The organism is Arenibacter sp. 6A1 (assembly GCF_012272855.1).
Classification (GTDB): Bacteria; Bacteroidota; Bacteroidia; order Flavobacteriales; family Flavobacteriaceae; genus Arenibacter.
The window spans coordinates 40,523-62,851 of sequence record NZ_JAAXCQ010000011.1; the positions used below are offsets into that span (position 1 = coordinate 40,523).

At 38.9% G+C, this 22,329-nt stretch carries 24 protein-coding genes; 12 read left to right on the forward strand and 12 right to left on the reverse strand.

From position 1 onward, the window contains the following. Positions 1-20 precede the first annotated feature (20 nt). The 3 genes from HCG49_RS11450 (at position 21) to HCG49_RS11460 (ending at position 1,932) form a co-directional block, all read left to right on the forward strand. On the forward strand, positions 21-674 hold the full coding sequence (locus tag HCG49_RS11450; RefSeq protein WP_168469676.1) for a DUF2461 domain-containing protein: 654 nt from the start codon (positions 21-23) through the stop codon (positions 672-674). A 145-nt stretch (positions 675-819) separates the two neighbouring features. Continuing rightward, positions 820-1,410, forward strand: coding sequence for a GDP-mannose pyrophosphatase NudK (nudK, locus tag HCG49_RS11455; protein WP_168469677.1), 591 nt, complete (start codon positions 820-822; stop codon positions 1,408-1,410). 15 nt (positions 1,411-1,425) lie between these two features. After that, the gene (locus HCG49_RS11460) at positions 1,426-1,932 is read left to right on the forward strand and encodes a peptide-methionine (S)-S-oxide reductase (RefSeq protein WP_168469678.1); all 507 of its coding nucleotides are present in this window, start codon (positions 1,426-1,428) and stop codon (positions 1,930-1,932) included. On the opposite strand, the gene HCG49_RS11465 is transcribed toward HCG49_RS11460, so the two are convergent. Continuing rightward, a complete protein-coding gene (locus HCG49_RS11465; RefSeq protein ID WP_240938689.1) occupies positions 1,929-3,260 on the reverse strand; it encodes a D-alanyl-D-alanine carboxypeptidase/D-alanyl-D-alanine-endopeptidase in 1,332 nt (443 codons plus the stop codon). The genes HCG49_RS11460 and HCG49_RS11465 overlap by 4 nt on opposite strands. A gap of 89 nt (positions 3,261-3,349) precedes the next feature. On the opposite strand from HCG49_RS11465, the gene HCG49_RS11470 reads away from it, so the two are divergent. After that, on the forward strand, positions 3,350-3,547 hold the full coding sequence (locus HCG49_RS11470; protein ID WP_168469679.1) for a hypothetical protein: 198 nt from the start codon (positions 3,350-3,352) through the stop codon (positions 3,545-3,547). Positions 3,548-3,686: 139 nt separating this feature from the next. On the opposite strand, the gene HCG49_RS11475 is transcribed toward HCG49_RS11470, so the two are convergent. Further along, positions 3,687-4,625 (reverse strand): LysR substrate-binding domain-containing protein, encoded by a 939-nt coding sequence (locus HCG49_RS11475; RefSeq protein ID WP_168469680.1) that lies wholly within the window; start codon positions 4,623-4,625, stop codon positions 3,687-3,689. A gap of 248 nt (positions 4,626-4,873) precedes the next feature. Between HCG49_RS11475 and HCG49_RS11480 the strand changes: the two genes are divergently transcribed. Further along, a complete protein-coding gene (locus HCG49_RS11480; protein ID WP_168469681.1) occupies positions 4,874-5,353 on the forward strand; it encodes a Dps family protein in 480 nt (159 codons plus the stop codon). A gap of 312 nt (positions 5,354-5,665) precedes the next feature. On the opposite strand, the gene HCG49_RS11485 is transcribed toward HCG49_RS11480, so the two are convergent. The 4 genes from HCG49_RS11485 to HCG49_RS11500 form a co-directional block, all read right to left on the reverse strand. Continuing rightward, the gene (locus HCG49_RS11485; protein ID WP_168469682.1) at positions 5,666-6,088 is read right to left on the reverse strand and encodes a DoxX family protein; all 423 of its coding nucleotides are present in this window, start codon (positions 6,086-6,088) and stop codon (positions 5,666-5,668) included. A 260-nt stretch (positions 6,089-6,348) separates the two neighbouring features. After that, positions 6,349-7,110: a hypothetical protein gene (locus HCG49_RS11490; protein WP_168469683.1), complete on the reverse strand. Its 762-nt coding sequence runs from the start codon at positions 7,108-7,110 to the stop codon at positions 6,349-6,351. Between the two features lie 224 nt (positions 7,111-7,334). After that, complete coding sequence (locus HCG49_RS11495; RefSeq protein ID WP_168469684.1) at positions 7,335-7,853, reverse strand: nuclear transport factor 2 family protein; 519 nt, start codon at positions 7,851-7,853, stop codon at positions 7,335-7,337. 251 nt (positions 7,854-8,104) lie between these two features. Further along, positions 8,105-8,872 carry a hypothetical protein gene (locus HCG49_RS11500; protein WP_168469685.1) on the reverse strand — a complete coding sequence of 256 codons (768 nt, stop codon included), beginning with the start codon at positions 8,870-8,872 and terminating at the stop codon, positions 8,105-8,107. Positions 8,873-9,357: 485 nt separating this feature from the next. Between HCG49_RS11500 and HCG49_RS11505 the strand changes: the two genes are divergently transcribed. Next, positions 9,358-10,395 carry a sensor histidine kinase gene (locus HCG49_RS11505; protein WP_168469686.1) on the forward strand — a complete coding sequence of 346 codons (1,038 nt, stop codon included), beginning with the start codon at positions 9,358-9,360 and terminating at the stop codon, positions 10,393-10,395. Then, a complete protein-coding gene (locus HCG49_RS11510) occupies positions 10,392-11,129 on the forward strand; it encodes a LytR/AlgR family response regulator transcription factor (RefSeq protein WP_168469687.1) in 738 nt (245 codons plus the stop codon). The genes HCG49_RS11505 and HCG49_RS11510 overlap by 4 nt, the downstream gene beginning before the upstream one ends. Positions 11,130-11,191: 62 nt before the next feature. On the opposite strand, the gene rpiA is transcribed toward HCG49_RS11510, so the two are convergent. The 5 genes from rpiA to HCG49_RS11535 form a co-directional block, all read right to left on the reverse strand. Further along, a complete protein-coding gene (rpiA, locus tag HCG49_RS11515) occupies positions 11,192-11,866 on the reverse strand; it encodes a ribose-5-phosphate isomerase RpiA (RefSeq protein WP_168469688.1) in 675 nt (224 codons plus the stop codon). A 40-nt stretch (positions 11,867-11,906) separates the two neighbouring features. Further along, positions 11,907-12,521 (reverse strand): FMN-binding negative transcriptional regulator, encoded by a 615-nt coding sequence (locus HCG49_RS11520; RefSeq protein WP_168469689.1) that lies wholly within the window; start codon positions 12,519-12,521, stop codon positions 11,907-11,909. A gap of 6 nt (positions 12,522-12,527) precedes the next feature. Then, a complete protein-coding gene (locus HCG49_RS11525; RefSeq protein WP_168469690.1) occupies positions 12,528-13,373 on the reverse strand; it encodes an endonuclease/exonuclease/phosphatase family protein in 846 nt (281 codons plus the stop codon). 550 nt (positions 13,374-13,923) lie between these two features. Next, entirely contained in the window at positions 13,924-15,201 is a 1,278-nt protein-coding gene (locus HCG49_RS11530) for a DEAD/DEAH box helicase (protein ID WP_168469691.1), read from the reverse strand. A 61-nt stretch (positions 15,202-15,262) separates the two neighbouring features. After that, positions 15,263-16,819: an NAD(P)/FAD-dependent oxidoreductase gene (locus HCG49_RS11535; protein ID WP_168469692.1), complete on the reverse strand. Its 1,557-nt coding sequence runs from the start codon at positions 16,817-16,819 to the stop codon at positions 15,263-15,265. A gap of 872 nt (positions 16,820-17,691) precedes the next feature. Between HCG49_RS11535 and HCG49_RS11540 the strand changes: the two genes are divergently transcribed. From HCG49_RS11540 to HCG49_RS11560, 5 genes are all read left to right on the forward strand, one after another. After that, entirely contained in the window at positions 17,692-19,014 is a 1,323-nt protein-coding gene (locus HCG49_RS11540) for a 2TM domain-containing protein (protein ID WP_168469693.1), read from the forward strand. Between the two features lie 258 nt (positions 19,015-19,272). After that, a complete protein-coding gene (locus tag HCG49_RS11545) occupies positions 19,273-19,575 on the forward strand; it encodes a 2TM domain-containing protein (RefSeq protein ID WP_168469694.1) in 303 nt (100 codons plus the stop codon). Positions 19,576-19,589: 14 nt separating this feature from the next. Then, the gene (locus HCG49_RS11550; RefSeq protein WP_168469695.1) at positions 19,590-19,931 is read left to right on the forward strand and encodes a 2TM domain-containing protein; all 342 of its coding nucleotides are present in this window, start codon (positions 19,590-19,592) and stop codon (positions 19,929-19,931) included. Continuing rightward, positions 19,931-20,281 (forward strand): 2TM domain-containing protein, encoded by a 351-nt coding sequence (locus HCG49_RS11555; protein ID WP_168469696.1) that lies wholly within the window; start codon positions 19,931-19,933, stop codon positions 20,279-20,281. The genes HCG49_RS11550 and HCG49_RS11555 overlap by 1 nt, the downstream gene beginning before the upstream one ends. 90 nt (positions 20,282-20,371) lie before the next feature. Then, positions 20,372-21,127 (forward strand): LytR/AlgR family response regulator transcription factor, encoded by a 756-nt coding sequence (locus tag HCG49_RS11560; protein WP_168469697.1) that lies wholly within the window; start codon positions 20,372-20,374, stop codon positions 21,125-21,127. A 10-nt stretch (positions 21,128-21,137) separates the two neighbouring features. Here the strand turns inward: HCG49_RS11560 and HCG49_RS11565 are convergent, their stop codons facing one another. Further along, positions 21,138-22,322, reverse strand: a complete 1,185-nt coding sequence (locus tag HCG49_RS11565) for an LETM1-related biofilm-associated protein (protein ID WP_168469698.1) — start codon at positions 22,320-22,322, stop codon at positions 21,138-21,140. Positions 22,323-22,329: the final 7 nt, after the last annotated feature.

A 22,329-nucleotide genomic window follows, 5' to 3' on the forward strand; every position in this document is an offset into this window, starting at 1 on the left:
TAAAAGAACTAATTGGCAAAATGAATTTTAAAAATGTATTCGAATTTCTCGAGCAGTTAAATCGGAACAACTCCAAGGAATGGATGGATCAAAACCGAAAATGGTATCATGAGGTGCGCGATAGTTATATTGCTTGGCTCAATGGTTTGGATCTTATGTTAGCGGCGATTGATGATGAATACTATCCTACTCCGGGAAAAAGAGGTATTAATAGAATTAACAATAACCTCATGTTCCATCCCAATAAACCCGTCTATAAAGATCATTTTGGGGCCGGACTGGATAAGGAACCCAATAAGGGCGATTTTTATATAGAAATAGGACTAAAGCATTGTATGTTGGCAGGTGGACTCTGGCGGCCAGATCCAAAGACCTTAAAAAGTATTCGTGAGGGCATAGATTATGATGGTGAAGAATTAAAAAAAATCCTGAATAAACCATCTTTTAAGGCAGCTTTTGGTGGCTTGGTAGAAGACGAAAAATTAAAAAATGCCCCCAAGGGTTTTAGCAATGATCATCCACATATCGAATTGTTGCGGAATAAAACCTTTGCGGTGATGCACCCCCTAACCAAAAAAGAAGTACTTCAGGATGATTTTAATGATAGAATCATCGAAATATATAAAGAAATGCTCCCTTTTCGCCGCTACTTAAATAGGGCGGTGACGGTATAACTGCAATAAAATTAGCTGTTTTCAACGCTTCAGTATCCCATAAAAAAACGATAATTTGAAATGAGCATGACCGAAAACTGTACGCAAATACGAATTCGGCTAGGCGAATTACAAATGACCGTTATAAAGCATTAAATGTCTACATATGAAAAATAATAAGGTAAGAAATATAAAAAAAGAACTCTTGTCCGACAATTGGTATACCTTGGAAAAGGTGACTTTTGAATATGAAAAGGAAGAAGGAGTATGGGAAGCTCAATCCCGAGAAGCCTATGATAGGGGTAACGGAGCCGCGATCCTTCTGTATAATCAAAACAAGGGAACCGTAGTGTTAACCAAGCAATTTAGGATGCCTACCTATTTAAACGGCAATGATTCTGGAATGATGATAGAGGTTTGTGCTGGCTTGTTAGATGGTGACCATCCTGAAGAATGTATCCTAAAAGAGGTAGAAGAGGAAACTGGGTATAAAATAGAGACTGTAAAGAAGGTTTTTGAAGCTTATATGTCTCCTGGGGCTGTCACAGAAATGTTGTACTTTTTTATTGGCAGCTATGAAGATACGATGAAAGTAAGCGATGGTGGCGGAGCCGCAGACGAAACCGAAAATATAGAGGTGATAGAATGCTCCTTTGAAAGTGCTTTGGAAATGGTAGCCTCGGGAGAAATTAAAGATGCCAAAACCATTATGTTATTGCAATATGCAAAATTAAATAGGTTATGTTCCCCTGTTTGACACGACTAAAATTTTATGGGTGCAATTTCTAAAATAGCATTTGGGGGAGGTTGTCATTGGTGTACAGAGGCAATATTTCAGTCCGTCATTGGGGTGGTAGGAGTAGACCAGGGGTTTATATCCATTGATGAAGGGGATGACTCCTTTTCAGAGGCGGTTATTGTAAATTACCAAAACGATAAAATTGGGCTAGATGTTTTAATCGCCATTCACTTACATACCCATCGCAGTACTTCTGAACACAGTATGAGAAAAAAGTATCGCTCGGCCATTTATACTTTTAATGATGCTGATAGCAAAAGAGCGATAACCGCCCTGGAATTATTACAGGAACAGTTTAGTATGCCTCTAATTACCCAAGTATATCCGTTTAAGGCCTTTAGGTTTTCCGATGAAATGTTTCACAATTATTATTTTACCGATCCCAACAAGCCTTTTTGCGCTACTTATATAGCACCAAAACTAAAGGTGCTGCTGAAAGAATTTGGCCATTATGCAAATAAGGAAAGGATAGGTGCTTAATAGTTGTCGCGGAGCCATTCAAATATTTCTTGCATTTGCTCTTTTACTTCTTTGCTACTCTTTTTAAAATGATTGTTCATAAAGCTAAATATGAGAGTTTTTCCCGAATTAGTGAGCAAATAGCCACTTAGGCAATAATTATTTCCCAAGGATCCCGACTTAGCGTATATATAGGGGGTGTTTTTTCCGGGATAAGAGTCTTTTAAGGTTCCAGAAACGCCGCCTACAGGAAAATATCCCAATAATCGTTCTTGTGGGATTTCTTGATACATTTTATTTAAAACATAGACCATAGACGCTGGGCTAAACAAATTATATCTGGAAAGTCCGGAACCGTCTACCCAGCGTGGCGATTGAGGCATTTCTTGTAGGTAGGTGTCCAAAACATGGTTTCTTGCCTTAGCACTGCTTAAGGTGTCCGATAGGGTAGAGGAAGCCAGGATTAACAACTGTTCCGCTATAAAATTATCGCTCTCGAACATCATTCTTTTATAGAGCGAATCTGAAGGAATACCATATAGGGTCTTTTTTTCTGCAGCCGGCATATTTGGTACAAGGCTCAGTTTTTTATGTAGCGCTTCTTCCAATAAATTCTTTATAACCAGGCTGTCTACCAAAAAAGGAATCTCTAGGGTGTCCTTTTGGTCAGGTGCTAGATAAAAAAGATTGTCTGTTAGTGCTCTTCTTATAGCCTGCTTTTGCGATAAGATTTTAGGGCTAAAAAAACTAGGGCTCGCTACTATGGTGTCTGTTTGGTAAACAGACAAGGTATTCCCAAAAAGGGGAAGACCACTTCTTTCCGGGCTATAGCTTCTGTCATAGTCATCCCATGCCCATCCGGGGCCAAATTTAGTGTCCTGGAAATTGTTTAAATGAAGCGCAATGTTTGGATAGCCAGCGGCAAATTTTAGGGCCGTACTGTCGTTGTAATAATGATGTAATAAAGTAGGGTCGCCTGTACCTTCCATGAATAGGGTGTCGCCTAGAACAACATATTTTAAGGCTGGAATGTGGTTGGGCAAGGTTTTAAGGGAGGCATAGAGCGTGAAAATTTTGGTGTTACTGGCAGGGGTAAAATATTTCTGACTGTTGTGTTGGTATAGGGTGTCATTTTTTTGAGGATCGTAGACAAATACTCCTTGGAAGTAATTTTTGTTGAATTCGGATGCCAAGGTTTGGTCTATCGTAAGGTGTAATTTTTTATGTGGTAGTGATTTACATCCAAATAATGAAAGAAGAAGTAGGAGGAGGCCTGACAGTAGTTGAAGGCGTTTTCTTGTAGGTAAAATTAAGGCCATAAATTGGGGGTTGGTCGAATTTAAATTCATTTTATCTATTAATTAACAACATTATTGTAATATAATATATCTTTATTTAGTTATATTAGTCAAACCAATCTAAAAAATGAATTTGAAATATGGCAAGAGCTATGTTAGAGTACACTAAGACTGTACTCCAAAAGGTTAGTTTTGATACCAAACTATTTTGTAAAGAATTGGAAAAAGCAGTAACACGACTATTGCCTTTTGAATTAGAAGAATTAAAAGTCTGGGTACAAAGATTTATATTTGATAAGCCAGAATTACGACCAAGTTTACTTTGTTTAAAAGCATAATTAAAAAACCACTTTTTTAAAGTGGTTTTTTAATTGTTAGGACTTTCCCTAATCTGATGCATAGGAAAGCTAAGGATGATGTTTATAAATGCAATACGATTGTTTTTATTAATATCGCGAGACTGTTATACCTATAACTTTATTTATTAAGGGGACTTACAATCTTTACATCCTGAAAAGTGATAGCTCCTCTTATTACACTGGCGATAATATCGTAAAGAGCCTCGGTGATCTGTATTTTAAGTTCACTTTTATGGTAAATGAGACTTACTTCTCTAGCAGGGGAAGGGGCCTTAAAAAATTTGAGGTTTTTCCTTTTTTTATCGTCCAGCTCCAAAGTGTTTAAGTAGGGTAAAAGCGTCATGCCCAAGCCTTCGTTGGCAAGGTTGATCAGTGTTTCAAAACTGCCACTTTGCAGTTGAAACTGTTCTTTTAGATTACTTTTAGAAGCATTACATAAGTTGATGACTCCGTCTCTAAAACAGTGTCCATCCCTTAACAGAAGCACATCGTTAATGTCCAGGTCTTCCGGGACCAGTTCGGTTGTTTTCTCCAATCGGTGCAGTTGAGGTACATAGCCTACAAAGGGTTCGTAATACAAAGGCCTTTCCTTGATAAATTCAATTTCTAATGGAGTGGCGGCTATGGCCGCATCTAAATGTCCATCCTGTAAATTACGGATAAGGTTTTCGGTACTCTGTTCCTTGATAATTAAATTTACTTTCGGATATTTTTTTATAAAAGTCTTTAAAAACATGGGCAATAAGGTGGGCATTATCGTAGGGATTATGCCTAATATAAACTCCCCGCCTATAAATCCTTTTTCCTGATCTACAATATCCTTAATTCGGTTGGCCTCATTCACTATGTTTTTGGCCTGATCCACTATTTTCTGACCTACCTCGGTAATGGTAATAGGTTTTTTTCCTCTGTCGAAAATGATAATATCCAATTCCTCTTCGAGCTTTTGCACTTGCATGCTTAAAGTAGGCTGGGTTACAAAACTTTTTTCTGCGGCCAAAGTAAAATTTTGATGTTCGGCAACGGCCAATACGTATTGTAATTGTGTTATGGTCATTCAGTATAATTTTAAACAATAAAAATATGAAAACTATCAGTAAAAACTATGCTGATTTGGGTTTACTCCAATATTTTAGGGCGATTCTTATTAGAAGGTCTAGTTCTGTAGTAGGATGAGTGAATTTTTGGCGGATCTTTATTATTAGTATAAGTAAATACTATTTCAAGATCAATATCATAGATGATGATTAGGAGCGAGCCTAATTTCTTTTATGTAATTTGGAGGAAACTTTAAAAAGCAACCATATGAAATTAAATAGTATAGGACTCAGTGCTAGTAAGTCTAAAGTAGTAAGTGATGATTTAAATAAATTATTGGCGAATTTTCAGCGCTATTATCAGAATCTTCGTGGTATTCATTGGAATATTAGGGGAAAAAGATTTTTTGATTTGCATGTTAAATTTGAGGAGCTGTATACAGATGCCAATATAAAAGTAGACGAGATCGCCGAGCGTATTCTTACTTTGGGCGGGGTTCCTTATCATACTTTTGAAGATTATATTAGCAATGCAAAGGTTCCGGTTGGAAAAAATATTTCAAAGGACGAGGAGGCTATTCGGTTAATAGTCGACTCCCTACAGGAACTTTTGATTATTGAAAGAGCCATATTAGAGACCTCGGCAGAAGCTTCCGATGAGGGGACCAATGCTATGATGAGCGATTTTATTACCGAACAGGAAAAAACTGTATGGATGATGAAAGCTTGGTTGGCAGAAGAGATATAAGCTGCCACTAGTTACTAATTAGGAAATAGGAAAGGGATACCCCGCGTTAGGGACCGCGGCGGCATCCCCGCCGCAACGCAAGGGATATAGCCAAGGGCCCGCCCGACGTAGGAGGGAACGCCCAAATTAATAGAGCAACCCTAGTACAAAAGAAATTGGAATTGAAACGATTTCATTTTCGACAGATAGTGGCTTTTACCCTTTAAATATGGGGTGATTTTAAACATACTTCCCCCACTAGACGTCAGAAGACTAGTTGCTAGGGAAAAATATAAATAATGCGACAATAGGAATGGGTGTAAATACCTACTTCTATTGTTGCATTTTTAAGTAGTAATCTGCAGAATGTTTTCCCGATCCGTAAAATAGAAAGAAAACACATACCAAAAAGGTGATACTGGCCAACAATAGGTTGTTAACATTCATTTCTCCGAAGAAATTTACCAATATGGCCCCTACTAAGATAGGCAATTGTGCTAATACCGTTAGACGGGTAAGCAAACCGATGACTAATAAAAAGCCGCCTATAAAATGTGCAGGTGCTACATAGTGCATTATCCAAATACCCATAGGCATGTTTTGGAATGGCCTGAATATTTCGGCCATTTCTATGGGATTGGACATAAATTGGATTCCTTTTATAAAGAGAAATACACCCAGAGCTACTCGTAACAGGTCCAATGGATAATAAGTATGTGCATTGGCCCATTTGTTTAAAGACTTAATTGTATCCATGATGTACTATTTTAAGTGTGTTATACTCTAATGTACTTATTTTTAGTAAAATATGAAAGATAAAAGAGCTCTAATAATGAGCGGATTCACTATTTTATAAGCGCTTTTAGCAGGGGTTCGGGCGTCATAAGCCTTGGTATTGCTCTTTTAATACGAAGGCCATAAATGGGTTTATTAGCCTAGCTTCCCCATTGGTGCTTAAAAATAGGCCAGGAGGTACTTTTCAGTACCAGCCTAAATGAACATAGGGCTCCATTGCTTTACTGCCTAGATGCTGCCAAAACTTTTGCACCAAGACCGCTAAGTGCTTCTTTGTAAATCCACAACTCTTCAGACTCCCCGTTGGTCGTATCTTCAATCTCTTTTAAAAAGTTCTTAAAACTTCCAGAGCCATACACTTCTTCAAAATGTAGGGGAAAGGAGTCCCTGTTTCCCATCCAAGCAGATTTTTCAAAGAAATCTACCCATGCAAAATCCATTCCTTCCATATTCGCCATGTCGTTTATGTAGATGCCATAGGGATGATCGGGCATTTTTTCCAAATATACCTTTTGTACTTTTTTTACGACTTCCATAAATTCCATATGTTTAAATCGCTTTACATCGACCACAAATATCAAAAGGTTTTTTATGGTGAAATCCTTGCTGAAATTTGATAATTCGGGATGAAACCTCCAATAGTGTTGTTCGGTTTCTGGGAGCATATATGGAAGCACATTGGTATTCCAGTCCATGTCATGTCCTTCCTGTGCAGGTCTAGTATCCAAGGCGCTCCAGGGTAGGGGCCCCATCACCCAAACATACTTACCGGCGTTTTTTCCGTTTGCAATCCAATATACCCTTGCCCCATATATACCTTGAGCATGGTATTTTTTGTTGTGTGCTGCCATCCCGCTTTCAAATTCCTGTATTTTTTCTGGATTTGCGGTAAGCATGGCATTTTCAATGACGTTGTACTCCTTGGGAGCCTGTGATATTACCATTAAAGGAATGAGTAATACGAGATACATTATTGTTTTCATAAGATCTATTATTTAAAGGTTCATATTCTAGTGTATTTTGAAAGGGGAATTGTCACGCTCGGTTTCTCGCCCAACATAACCGTAACTACGAATGGCTTTTCTGTGCCAATCACTATGTTGGCAAGTCATTTTATGTGGTCTACATTTTATTATAGTATAGGTTGTTGCGATATTCCCTACAAATCCGATTAAAAGCAGTTATTTTAGTTGCCAAACTGAATTGATTAGTTTTTCGCAGTTGCTTTTTTACCCGGTTTTTGTTTATCCAATTTCTCGATGGCTGCCAGGTATTTGGATAAATCATAGTATCCCTGCTCCAATACAATTTTACCGTTTACAAATTGAAGGGTAAGATGTATAGGAATGACAAGCTTTTCACCGGTGGCTGCCATGGTGCCTTCCCAGGTTCCCCAGAAATTCACCCATTTTTGCCCTTTGTCGTCTATTATCATTTCACAAAACATAGCTTCATCCGAAAATCCGTACTTGGACAAGGGCTGTAAATTGTTTTGTAGGCCTTGTTGAATTTCTAAAGGGGTAGAGGGGTCTATGGTATTGTGACGCACTATGGCCGTATCTGCATAATGACTCAGCCATGATTCCCAGTTCCCTTCATTGTAATCCTTTACCAGTTCCCGAACTTCATTAACCTCTGGAGAGGTATTTGTATATCGAGTTATTTCTTTTGGTTGGCAACTTGTAAAAAAAAGGACCATTAGTCCGTGTAAAATAATGGTTTTCATTAGGTTGCTTGTTTTTGTGGTTGTTTCTATATCTATCTAATCGGAGTACTATTGGTGGCTCAAAAAGTTACTTCCAAAGCTTTCGTCAACTTCTGGTCTTCAGGTTTTAGTTCGTTGTATAGTTCTAATTTCAAACCATGACATGGTCGTTCGTTTGTCGAGTTTTGGCTACCGACTACACTTCCTAAATACGGTGTGGCTACCCTTGTTATCCGTAAGAGGAATTCGGGTTTTAACGGTTGCGCATTGGCTTATTTTGGGGCGTATTTTAAATCAGGTCTTATTTCACCCTGCTTTTGTTTGTACTTTAATAAGCTGCTAAAGAGCTCGCTCATAACAGCTTGTCCCTCATCTCCCAGTAATTCGTCGTTTTCTATACTTCGGCTGGCATAATGTAGGGCATCCTTTGCCGCAATAGCTACTAAATAATGTTCGCCATCGGTTCCAAAACCACTGCGATATACCCTATAGTGTACAGGCGATCCTTTTCTGGTAAACAGGTCTTTTACGGCTGTCATATGTTCTTTTACAACAGCCCTATTGCCTGGCGATACATATAACCAGTGCATGGTCCGGAAATTTTGCCCTTCTGGGGTTTGGGTAATTCCATAGGGCATGTAGGTGAGCTCCTTGTCTAAATGTATGATATAGTCGAGTTCGGTATCATAGCATTTGTCCATTCTCGTAAAAATCTCGCTTACCTTTTCTTTGCCGGCTTTTTCCGATAGTTCCATAAAAATTTGCTGATGCACATCTGCCATGCTTTTAATAGGAGACACAAAACTATAGCTGGCGTCATAAGTATTTAGGGTAATCCATCCCGAACTTTGTATCTCATGTGTTTTTAATAGGTTTAGCAGTTCTTTGACCGTTTTTTCATATTCGGATACCATCGATAACTTTACTAGGTCTTCGTGTACCCAATATGCCTGTGAGGCCTCCTCTTCCTGTCCCTGGACAGATCCCAAAGGCAGGAATAACAGTAATGCTCCAATGAATTTTATCAGTTGTCTTCCCATAGTACGTTGTTTTAACGGTTGTCTAATTTATCTGCGAAATTGTTATTTATAAGGAGGACATTTTCTAAGGATATCCTATTATAGCTAAGGGGTTCTAAGAGGCTTTCCTAGATCTGAGAATAGGGTGACGCCATGGAAAATGAGGCCCTTCGCAAGCACTATCATTCTTAAAAGGTAGGAGGACTATAAATTTTCCTCCCTTGCACTTTTATCCCTTTAGAAAAGCTAATCCACGGGTTTTTATGATCTTTTACTAATGAGGAATTGATATATCCATATAATAGCAATAGCCCTTATAGGATTGAAAAGCGATTTTAGAATTTGGAGTATTCTAAGTAATACATTTTATTCACTATAACTAAACCGTTAAGGACGAAGACATAGCTTTTTTGTCCAAAGCAAGGATTTTATTTACCAAGTGGAATTTGGAAATAATATTCGTATATTTATTATCCCCAGATTTTTTAATTATATATGATTAAGAAATGGGAAAACTCGTCCACATATTCCTTCTAAGTTATTTGATCTTTTCGGTGACTCCCTTTGGTTATAGTACGGACTTTAAGGAGCATAAGGCAGATGCGAATAAATTTGTAATACCACAAGATATTGGCACATTTAAGGGGGATTTTTACGATAGGCACCTCTTTCCTTCTTTATCGGATCAATTGGATTTTAAAAAAGAAATTTTCATCACAGCAGTCAGCAGTGTAACAGGATTGCTACCATCAGCATTAGGGCTACTTGAAAACGAAGGAAATGTCCCCTTGCAAATCAATCAAGTTCCGAAACAATTTACTGGCCTGGTCCTAACCCCAAGTCTATTGGGCTTGTTATTGTTTTTATTGCTGGTCGGTTTTGTGAAAATTATACAAAGTAGAAGGAAAAATCATTTTCTGCTGTTACAGGTCCAAAAAAAAGAATTGTTAATTCAAGAGATCCGCCATAGGGTTAGGAACAATTTTGAGGTGGTATCTAGCCTGCTTGCCTTGCAAGCAGCCTACGTAAAGGACCAAAAGCTAAAAGACAGTCTTCACCACTTTCAGACCCGCATTCAGAGTATGAATATGATACATCAAAATTTGTGTCAGGGACACCAATGCGAAGCTATTGAAATGTCTGGTTATTTTAAAAATTTGGGTGCCTATATGCTCCATACCTACGGGCTAGCGGATAGGGTGCTAATAAAATATGAATTGGAAAAGACAAGCCTACCTATAGACATGGCAATATCCTTGGGATTACTAGTGAATGAATTGCTTACGAATTGCCTAAAACATGCCTTCCCAGACGGTTTAAGGGGCACGATAAGCATTGGGCTTATAAAGACACCCCTTCATTTAAAACTATGGGTCAGTGATGATGGGGTGGGCATGGGCAATGTCATGGGAACAACAGACAGCGGTTTTGGCACCCAATTGATGCATCTTTTAGCAAAACAATTGGATGGGGAAATGAGACTGAATAAAAATGCTGGTACCTCCGTGACTTTTGAATTTCAACAACCAAAAGCTGTCTTATGATACTCGAAAAAACTAGAATTTTGGTTGTAGAGGACGATATGATCGTCGCAGCAAATATTTCCCTGCAATTAACAGCCTTGGGATATGAAGTCACTGGGATAGAATCGAGGGGAGAAGAAGCCGTGATGCATGCAGGCCTAAATACTCCCGATATTATCATTATGGATATACTACTTAAAGGCACCATAAACGGAATAGAAGCAGCAAAAAAGATTCAACAAACCCAGGAAATAGCTATTGTGTACCTGACTGCAAATACGGGTGAAGCTACTTTTTCAAAGGCGAAAAGTACCCACCCTTATGCCTTTATCCCCAAACCTTTTAATTCCCTACATTTAGAAAGGACCATAGCCTTAGTGGCCGAACAGATAAAGGACCATATAGGGTATAAATTACACAAACTCGAAAATTTAAAAGTACTTAAAGATCGGATATTTGTTAGGCACAACGGTAAAATGATAAAACTGCTGCTCGATGAAATACTCTATATTGAAGCCGATAGGAATTATAGCAATATTGTGACCCAAACGGGAAAATATCTCATCAGTACAACCCTCAAGACGGTAGAAAGTGAACTAATGGCCTCTGGTTTTATACGGGTACACCGGTCCTATATTGTCAATATGTCAAAATTAGATGTGGTAGCAGATCATCATTTGGAAATCAAACGAAAAGTAATTCCCATTAGCAAAGGCCTCAAAGATCACGTTTTAAAACATATACACACCATTTAAGGTCGCTAGAAACCGCTTACCCAGAAGCTGTTTACGGGGGCTAAGAGCAATCTATTATTTCCTTAACGTTTAAAGACCTCCGTAGTATCTCCCCTTCCTATTATAACAATATCGGCAATATCCAAAAACAGTCCGGTCTCTACTATGCCAGGAAGTTGTTTTAGGGTATTTTCCAATTGGGCTACATTACTTATATGGGTGATGTCCAAATCTAAAATATAGTTGCCTTCATCGGTAATAAATGGGCTGTTGTCCTTTTCCCTAAGGATTGGATTTAAGTTCATTATGCGCAGTTTTTTTATCAAAATCGGCGTAGCAAAGGGAATGGTTTCAATAGGGAGTTTAAACTTGCCCAATCGGGAGACTTGTTTATGGCAATCGGCAATAATGATATTTAGTTTAGAATTAAAGGCCAGAATCTTTTCCCGCAAAAGAGCGCCACCGCCACCTTTTATAAGTTGTAAATAGGGATCAAACTCATCCGTGCCGTCTATATTGATGTCTATAGCCGAAATATTGGCGAAATCGGTAAGGGGAATACCATTGGCCAATGCTAATTCTTTAGTGCTTTCAGACGAGGGGATGCCTATGATGTTCAGTCCCTTGGCCACCTCCTCTGCCAAGGCGGTAATCATATGGGCAGCCGTAGAACCCGTTCCCAAGCCTATGGTCATCCCATCTTTAATATATTTTATGGCAGCCCTGGCGGCCAATTCCTTTTCTTTTTCTGTGCTCATTTTTATGACAGTTATAGTGGGTGCCCAGCGGGCTTTTGCATTATTTTTTGGTGTTGTTTTTCATCATTTCAGCTATTTCCCTAGCCCCTGAATGCTCTTGGTGCTGTAGCTCGTCTATAATGTTGGCATGGTCTTGCGATCGGGTTTGCGAAAGCTTATAAGTGGCCTGTATTTCCGTAATAGCGATTTGGAAACCTACGATGCCTTGAACCTGATTCATGGTCTCAGCAGACATATGGTGTAGGGAAATGGGGTTTTTGGCCACTTTTTCGTGCTTCTCTACCAATTGGTGCAAGGAGGCCAGCACTTCGGCCTCGCTCAAGATTTTTACGATCCCATACACATGAACCGCAACATAGTTCCAGGTAGGGACTTCCTCGTCCTGGTACCAAGAAGAAGAAATATAACTGTGGGGGCCATTAAAAATAGCCAACACCTCTCCTTGATCCTTGAAGGATTTCCACTGTGGATTGGCCTTGGAGACATGGCCTACCAAAATATCATTGCCGTCCTTGTCTACACTTAACTCTAAAGGAATATGGGTTGCCCATGGGCGTCCCTCTAGTTGATTTACCAGAATGCCAAAGCTATTTTGTTTTAAAAATTCCTTTACTTCTGCTAGGTTCGTATTCTTATAATGTGATGGGGTATACATGGTACTTTACGGATTTACAATGGTAACAAGTACAGGATAATGATCAGAAATATGTTTGTTGTTGTCCAGTTTGTCATCGATATGCACATAAGACAATACCTGTAGGTTTTGCACAAATATATAATCGATCCTTTGGTCTACTATTTTGTTTAAATCAAAGCCGTTAAAAGTGCCAACCGGTCCATAGAACGGTTTTTCTGAAACTTCTTGTGCATCGGTCAGATAGTTTTTTAAATATTGTATCGGAGCCTCTTCTGGACTTAAATTTAAATCGCCCATAAGGACAACCGCTAAGTTTTTGGTGTTGATTTCGGTGATCTTTTTATAGATAAGCTGTGCAGAATTAGCCCTTGCTAGCGTTCCTATATGATCAAAATGAGTGTTAAAAACCCAAAATTGCTTTTTTGTAGCTACGTTTTCCATCAAGGCATAAGTACAAATACGCTCCATGGATGCATCCCATCCTACAGATACCTTTTCGGGGGTGTCCGATAGCCAAAAAGTTTCTGATTGTAGCACCTTAAACTTATCTCTCTTGTAAAAAATAGCGGTGTATTCTCCCTTGGATTTACCATCATCCCTTCCTACACCAACATAATCATAATTGGGAAGTGCACTGTCTAAATAATCAACTTGGCGATGTAGCCCCTCTTGTATCCCTAGAATATCGGTTTCGTAATGCTGTACTAACTTTACCAAGCTAGCCTTTCGATCGTTCCAATTGTTGATGGCATCGCCTTTATTATCGTATTTAATATTATAAGAAATAATATTGGTCGTTTGGGAAACAACCGAAGAAGGGAGCAAAAAAAGAATAAGTACAATAGTACAAGAAGCAAGAATGTTTTTCATAACCAAGATAGTAAAGTTTAAGAATCCTAAGATCTATTTTAAAAGGTTAAATATCCTGATTTTTTTAAATACGTGCTAATTATTGACGTTTTATATAAGGCTAAAATTAAAAAAAGCAGTGCCATGGTGTTTGTAATCATGGCCATTATTTATTGATCCTAGGATTAGATTTTACTGAAAAATGACAATGGAAAACTGTCCATTTAAAATTGCAGTTGTTTTCTAAAACGGCAGCGAATGGGGTGAAAAGAAGCCATTATAGGAGGTAGCCTTTCAATACTTATAGCCCTTGCTGTAGTAATATGGGCGTTCCCTCCTTCGTCGGTCGGGCACTTCGCTATATCCCTTGCGTTGCTGCGGGGATGCCGCTGCGGTCCCTAACGCATTATAATATAGTCCTGTGTCCCGGTAGTAGTACACCAATGGGTAAGGAGGTGTATGGTGAAGGGCCAGGAAAGAGGGGGCATGGATTAGAAATAAAAAACCCAGGACAGGAGGATACATAAGGTATGCTCCGGTCTTGGGTTCTATTCAGTATACGAAAAAGGAACTAGTCTCTTTTAGGTCTTCCGTTGTCACTGCGTCGGCTGTTGGTCCTGCTTCCACCACCTCTGTGTTTGGCATTCACCGGACGTTTTTTGTTTCTGTTGTGATGCGATTTCTTTTTCTCTAAAGGAATTTCGCTAGCCGTATCGTCAACAAAAGGATGATCGGAAATTACCGGCACCTGTTGATTGATTAACTTTTGTATATCTTTAAGGTAAGGCCTTTCTTCTGCATCGCAAAAGGAAATGGCAACCCCACTGGCGCTAGCTCTTCCTGTTCTACCGATTCGGTGAACATAGGTTTCCGGAACATTGGGTAAATCGTAGTTGACCACTAGGGCCAATTCCTCTACGTCAATCCCCCTTGCGGCGATATCCGTAGCAATTAATACTTTTAGCGCTCCGTCCTTAAAGTCGCCCAAAGCCCTTTGCCTTGCAGTTTGGGATTTGTTACCATGTATGGCATCGGCCTTAATGTCGGCTTTTGCCAATTGTTTTACAATTTTATTGGCTCCGTGCTTGGTGCGTGAAAAAACCAAGGCAGAATCGTTTGGGTTTTTTTCCAAAAGGTGAATAAGCAATTCTGGTTTGTTTTTTTTAGTAACAAAATAAACAGCCTGTTCTACCTTTTCGGCCGTAGCCTGTTGTGGTTTAATGGTAACCCTATCGAAATCGCCAAGAATTTTTTGGGAAAGTTCTACGATCGCTGGAGGCATAGTTGCCGAAAAGAAAAGCGACTGTCTGTCCGCTGGTAATTTGGCGATTATTTTTTTAATGTCGTGGATAAAGCCCATGTCCAACATTTGGTCGGCCTCATCTAACACGGCATACTTTATGTCGCGTAAGGAAATAAATCCCTGGTTCATTAAATCTAATAATCTTCCTGGGGTTGCAATAATCACATCGGCTCCTTTTCTTAAAGCGTCTGTTTGTCTGCCTTGTTTGATACCACCAAAAATTACCGTATTTCGAATATCCGTAAAGCGGGAGTAGGAGGTGAAATTTTCACCGATCTGTATGGCCAGTTCCCTGGTTGGGGTAACCACTAGCGCTCTAACTTTTCTAGGACCGCCATTCTCCTGACGGTCTTGGATCAATTGTTGAATGATAGGAATAGAAAAGGCAGCCGTTTTACCGGTACCTGTTTGTGCACAACCCAATAAATCCTTGCCTTTCAGTAAAATAGGAATAGATTGTTCTTGGATTGGAGTTGGATTTGTATATCCTTCGAGCGTAAGAGCCTTTAGGATTGGGGCAGTAATGCCTAAGTCTGTGAATGTCATGTATTATGAAAAATATGTGGCAAAGGTAGGCGAATAGTTTGGATAAATCTATTTAATGGTATTATAGTCCCACTATCGCAGCCTCTGCACAGCGTTCTCCGTCCATGGCAGCCGATACTATTCCCCCGGCGTAACCACCGCCTTCACCACACGGAAAAAGCCCATGGATCTCTGGATGCTCCAAATTTTCATTCCTCGGAATGTTTACCGGGGATGAGGTTCTAGATTCTACCCCGACAATATTGGCCTCCTCGGTATAATATCCCTTCATTTTTTCTCCAAAAGCCATAAATCCACCGCGTAGTCGGCTACCGATAAGTTTTGGTAAAAGGGAATGTAAGGGCGCCGATTTTAATCCCGGCTGATAGGAGGTCGGATTTAAACTCGGGGAAAGCTTCCCTTCGACAAAATCTGTTAATCGCTGGGCAGGGGCCACCTGGCTGCGGCCACCCGAGGTAAAGGCAAGACGCTCTAGGTTCTTTTGGTATTCTAATCCTTTTAAAGGGCCAAAACGTTCGTATTTCGGGATATCTACATCTACATTAATTTCTACGACGATACCCGAGTTGGCATATAGGTTGTTTCGTTTGGAAGGCGACATACCATTGACCACCACTTCTCCCGGTGCCGTTGCCGCCGGAACTATGAATCCGCCCGGACACATACAAAATGAATAAACACCCCTGTTTTTTACCTGCTCGACAAGACTATAAGAGGCTGCCGGTAACAGCTCATTTCGCGATCCGGAACAATGGTATTGGATGCTATCGATAATGTGTTGCGGGTGTTCTACCCTTACCCCCATAGCAAAGGATTTCGCTTGTATGGCAATATTTTTTTTGTGCAAGAGCTCGTAAATGTCCCTGGCAGAATGGCCCGTGGCCAAAATTAGACGCGATACTCCCATTTCCTTGCCGTTTTGCAAGACAATACCCTGGATGGCATTGTTTTTAAGGATGATATCGACCATCCTGGATTCGAAATGGATTTCTCCGCCAAATTTTATGATGGTCTCCCGAATGTTTTCTACCAATTTTGGTAACTTGTTTGTCCCAATATGAGGGTGGGCATCGACCAATATTTCATGGGTGGCACCATGGAATACCAAGTTTTCGAAAATTCTGCGTACGTCTCCTCGTTTAAGACTCCGGGTGTATAGCTTTCCGTCAGAATAGGTGCCGGCACCGCCTTCCCCAAAGCAGTAGTTAGAATCTTCGTTGACAATATGTTTTTGGTTAATGGCCTTTAAATCGCGTCGGCGATCCTGTACGTTTTTACCGCGTTCTAAAACTATGGGTTTGTACCCTAATTCTATACAACGCAGGGCCGCATACATACCTGCAGGTCCAAAACCTATAATATGAATTTCCTTGGCTTTGGAAACATCCTTATATTCAAAGATATAATCGCTTTTCTCAGGAGCGGCCTCTCTTATATATACCGATACTTTGTAATTAAAGTAAATGGTAGCCTTTCGAGCGTCTATAGATTTCTTGAGGACCTTTACCGCTGTAATGTCCGCTATATCGACGCCCAAATATTTTGAAGCTTTCTTTGTTAGGATTCCCTCTATGGGTTCTTCCCTTAAAGTGGTTCTTAGTTGAATGTTTCTTACCATGGGGACAAAATTACTTCAATTAATGCAATTATTTAGCCTAGGCCTTATACCTTTTAGAGGATAAATACACTTTTCTTACAAATAATTGAAAATCACCGAATATTAATCGTGAAATAACCTTATGTGATTGATAATGAGGGTGTGTTTAGTGTTTTTCTAGCTAAGAAAGATTAGGTAAGGAATAATACACTTCATTAAACATAAAATAAAACTGTAAAAAATGTAAATAAATTCTTTAAATCTATTTTTTGTCATTATATTTAAGTTTCATAAGAAAGGTTAAAAACTAGTTTGTTATTTGTTGGTTTGTTAGTTTGAATGTAACCGAACTGTTTTTAATTTAAAGGAAAGGACGTAGGGGTACGTCCTTTTCTATTTTCATTTGGTGTACAATGCTGGGAAAAAACAATCCAATCTAATCCTAACTAAAGGCTTGTCTCAGTATATAGCGCTAGAGTATTCTCTTTCCATGTCGCTATAATCCTCTTTACCAACTCGTCCTTCATTAATGACAGTTCGGTTATTCTTTTTTCCAAAAGCTTCTTGTTTGTTTCAGATTTGTGCTGTTCGTAAACAAAGAAAACTGTTATGCAAAAAATAATACTAATCGTCATTGCAATGCTCGTAGAACAACTTTCGGCGGGTCAATTAAAAAATACCTCCGGAATCGATATCGAGGAAAAATTCGAATGTTCTCCCCAAAATTTTACAAACTTAGAAGAGGTACGGTCTTTAGATTGTCTATTTTATACCTGTCAGAGGGGGATTTCCTGTTATGAGCATACTCCTCTAGCTATTTTAGTTTTTGCTAACTTTAAGCCAGAAAGCAGTGTTTCATCTAAGAGCGAGTAGAGTAATTAGTGTTTTGTACTATGACCAAATTGTTTAAAATATTTAAAATCAGTGTATATATTGCCATAGTTCTTATTCTAGTACCAAGGATTATCTATTGGCAGCAAGAAATAGTGTGGAAGGAACAGCTAGAATATGGTATTCTATGTTTTGTATATTCTTTGGCACTTACCGCAGTAAATGTATATTTCTACGCCTATATTTCCAAGAAGTACAGTTGGGAGTTTCACCCTCAAAAAAGATTGTGGATTGGGGCCTTGGGGGCCATCGGACTTACCTTAATCGCTTTTGCTTTTGTCAGGATAGCCGTATCCTTAGGGTATTATGGTAAAACCTTTAGGGGCTTTTTAGAGAATGAGCAGTTATTTTCGTATTTAATAGCCTTGTTAATCGCTATTGTGGTCTCCTTATTTTTACATGCTTTTCATTTTTATAGGGCGCTACAGGATAACAAGGTCAAGGAACAGAAAATTATCGCAGGGACGGCATCGGCACAGTTCGATGCCCTTAAGAACCAGTTAGATCCTCATTTTTTATTTAATAGCTTAAATGTGCTTACTAGTTTAATAGAAGAAAGCCCGGACAAGGCACAGAAATTTACAGCTTCCTTATCTAAGGTATACCGCTATGTATTAGAGCAAAAGAATAAAGACCTGGTCACCGTAGATGAAGAATTGGCCTTTGCTAAAACCTTTGTTAACTTAATGAAAATGCGTTTTGAGGAGAGTATTGTTTTTGAGGTTTTAGAGAAAAGCACTAATCCAGAAGCCAAGATAGTTCCCTTGTCCTTACAGCTTTTGTTAGAAAATGCGGTAAAACACAATGTAGTTACTGCCAAAAAGCCGTTACATATAAAGGTATATGAAGAAAAAGGGATGCTTTGTGTGAGCAATAATCTTCAAGTAAAACAAGTCGTTAAAAAAAGTAGTGGCGTCGGTCTAAGGAACATTATGCAACGGTATCAAATATTATCGGACAGGAAGGTTGTTATTCAAAAAACAGAGACCGATTTTAGTGTACGGCTTCCCATGCTGACAAAACAATTGACCCTCATAAAATCACAGGAAGATTTTATAGAAGACAAGCGGTACCAAAAGGCCAAGGCCCGGGTAGAGGCCTTAAAAGGATTCTATGGTAATGCACTGGCATATTGTATCGTAATTCCTTTAATGGCAGTCCTTAATTATAGTACCACAAGTTTTCCATGGGTGATTTTTCCGGCCCTGGGATGGGGGTTCGGTCTACTAATGCACGGAATGGAAGTGTATGGGTATAATCCCGTCTTGGGGAAACGTTGGGAAGAACGTAAAATGAGGGAATATATGGAAGATAAGAATTTTTAGACATACGTATTTTACAAAAAAGGTTCATAACAGGGATGGTCATTGCTAATACTGTCCTTTTAGGAGTTTTGTATGGCATTTGATTTTTTGGCTATGGCATGTACAAACAAGTATTGAAAAAGGAAAATTTAAATAGGGTAAGGCCAAAAATAATAGGTAGTAACAATCCAACCCGCATACTTGACAGTTCGGTAGTTCTTTTTTAGAGATTAACCCAGGTCTTTGGAAATTAGCAGAGTAGTTAAAAGAATAATTAAAATGGAAAATACAGAGAAAGAAAATAAATACCTCCGGGCGAAGGCCAGGGTAGAAGAGATCAGGAAATTTTATTCCAATCTGAGTATGTACGTACTATTTATTTCATTTTTGGCCTTTATTAATTACTGGACCAACGAGTGGAGCTACCCCTGGTTTCTGTGGGCGGCCTTTGGATGGGGCATAGGGGTGGTATTCCAAGCCATTAAGGTGTATCGTGGCAATTTATTCTTTGGTAAAAATTGGGAAGAACGCAAGATAAAAGAGTTTATGGAAGGCGACGATAAAAACCATAGATGGGAATAAAACAAGCTTAGATTATGAAAGAGAACACAATGGAAACCGATATTGAAAAACGAAAAAGAGCCAAGAAACGCATAGAGGCATTAAAAGGGTTTTACATTCACTTAACGGCCTATATCTTGGTGAACTCTTTTGTTTCTGTAAATAAGATTGTTAGAAACTTAAATGGTGGCGAAACAATAGGAGAAGCTTTGTGGGACTTTGGCACCTTTGCCCTATGGTTGTTTTGGGGGATTGGAATCTTCTTCCACGGGCTAAAAACCTTCGATCTAAATCCGTTTTTTAGTAAGGACTGGGAGGAGCGGCAGATAAAAAAATATATGGATGAGGAACAAAAGGATTTTGATAAATACCGATAATGGAAAAATATTCATATCGCTCGGAGCGATTGGAAAAGGCCAAAAAGCAGGTGGCCAATATAAGAGGGTTTTATAGCCATCTTTGGGTATATATTCTCATTAACCTTGGTCTATTGGCAATAGGATGGTATTTGGGAGCGTATAAAGAAGGATGGTTGCAAGGCGATGAACACTTTGAACGATGGATACAATGGAATATAGGCTTAAGCCTGGTAGGTTGGGGTATAGGTGTCTTGTTACACGGTATGATAGTCTTTGGGAGAAAGCCCCAGTGTATAAAACAATGGGAAGAACGGCAAATCCAAAAATATATGGACCAAGAAGCCTTGGAAAATAAAAAGAAACCATAAGTCTTATGCCAAAAACAATATAGAAAGCCCGTTTATTAAAATATAATAGAACCTTAAATAAGTCGATACTAAACAACCAGCCATAAAAAAATGAACGTAATAATCATTGAAGACGAAAAGCCAGCTGCCAGAAGACTGGACCGTTTGTTGCAAAAATTAAACCTAAGGGTCTCTACCATGTTACATTCAGTAGAAGAAGCTATCCTTTGGTTTCATAAAAACGAACACCCGGATTTAATATTCCTGGATATTCAGCTTTCGGACGGACTCTCTTTTGAGATTTTCGAGGCCATCGATATTCAAAGTTCCATTATTTTTACGACAGCTTATGACGAGTACGCTCTTCAGGCATTTAAGCTCAATAGTATAGATTACTTGCTAAAACCCATAGACGAGGAAGAATTGGAGGCTGCGGTTAAAAAGTTTCAGTTTCTCTATCCCAAAAGGCAATCCATGACCATAGATTTTGAGGATATTAAAAAAATGTTGGTCAATCCATTGGAACGAGAATATAAGAAGCGCTTTACCGTAAATGTTGGGAAGCATATGAAAATTGTCAATGCCGATGAGATTGAATGTTTTTACAGTGAAAATAAAGGGACCTATATGGCTACCATGGAAGGTAGGAACTACTTGATGGACCTAAGCCTTGAAAATCTGGAAAACGAGCTGCAGCCAGAAATGTTTTTTAGGGTAAGCAGAAAATTCTATATCAATATCAAGTTCATAAAAGACATCATAGCATACACTAATTCTAGGTTAAAAATTAAACTCAAGAACTATAACGGTCAGGAAATAATTGTGAGCCGAGAGCGCGTAAAAGATTTTAAACTATGGCTGGGCTAGTGAACTCAGTTTATTCCACTCGGTTTTCATCAAAGGCCGAAGGAAGCAATTTGGGAATCAATTTTATAAAAATAGGTAGCAATACAGCTCCGCCCGGGAGAATGAAAATAGCTAGGGAAGGAATGCTTTTAAAAATATCCAAGAGCTGGATTTGTACTTTTTTACGCTCCTCCGGTGTTAATTCCTTTACCGTCGATTTTGATAATAAGGCTAGCAGTTCTTTGCTTTCCGATAGTTCCTTGAGCAATCGCTTGCTGTTTCTTAAAATAAGTTTATTCACAATTCTAGACATGCTGTCATAAAACTGTACCGCCATATTATGGTCTTTTAAATGAGGTATTTTATTGATGTTTACATCAAAAAACAAGCTTACCTCGTATAGCGATTTTGCCATGTTTGAAGGGGCAAATCCTAAATCTTTTCCGATTCCAAAAATAAACTCGGATTCCCTATAATCCAAGGAATGGTCTTCCCACACCGTCAGACATGCCACATCTAAAAAATATTGGTTTTCATAAACCGAGAACCTTTGTGACAACTGATGGCGATAAGAACCGTCAAAATTTTTATGGTTGCTATCTATAAAAGTAAGGGAGGCCGCAAAAAGTTGTGCGAGCTTTTCATCGTTCCTATTCTTCTCCTTAGAATGTAAGGTGTGATAGGTAATATTGATAGTGATATGCTCTAAACCTTGCGCTATTTCCTTGATAGCAGGCGCACCTTCCAAATACCTTTTAAAGGCCAGTACATCTATAAAAAGTAAAGAATTGGTAATGCTGCTGTTAAAGGTTTTGCTAATAAAGCTGTCTTCTAAATAGATTCTAGAATCTAATAGTTTTTCTAATTGGTCAGAAGTTTTTTTTCCCGTTAAAATCTTATTCAAGAAGGATGTTTTGTTGACATCCAAATCCTGATAGAACTTAAAAATATGTTCTAAAAACAATGAAAAATCATGTTCTTGGGTCTTAAAACTGTAAGTGTAATAAAGGGCTGTTAGAAGATTTAATTTAGCTTTTTCATCTTCAGACAGTGGGTGTTCACTTTCTATAAAGGCAGGTGCTTTTAGATTAATGCCGTAAACAAAACCAGCGTCCCTTAATTGGGTATATAAATCCTCAAAGGAGGTGAAATACGCTCCCTGATCCTTTATCAGAAAGCCAAACTTAGCGATCCAACCAGAGGCAGAAGGATTCATAGGTATC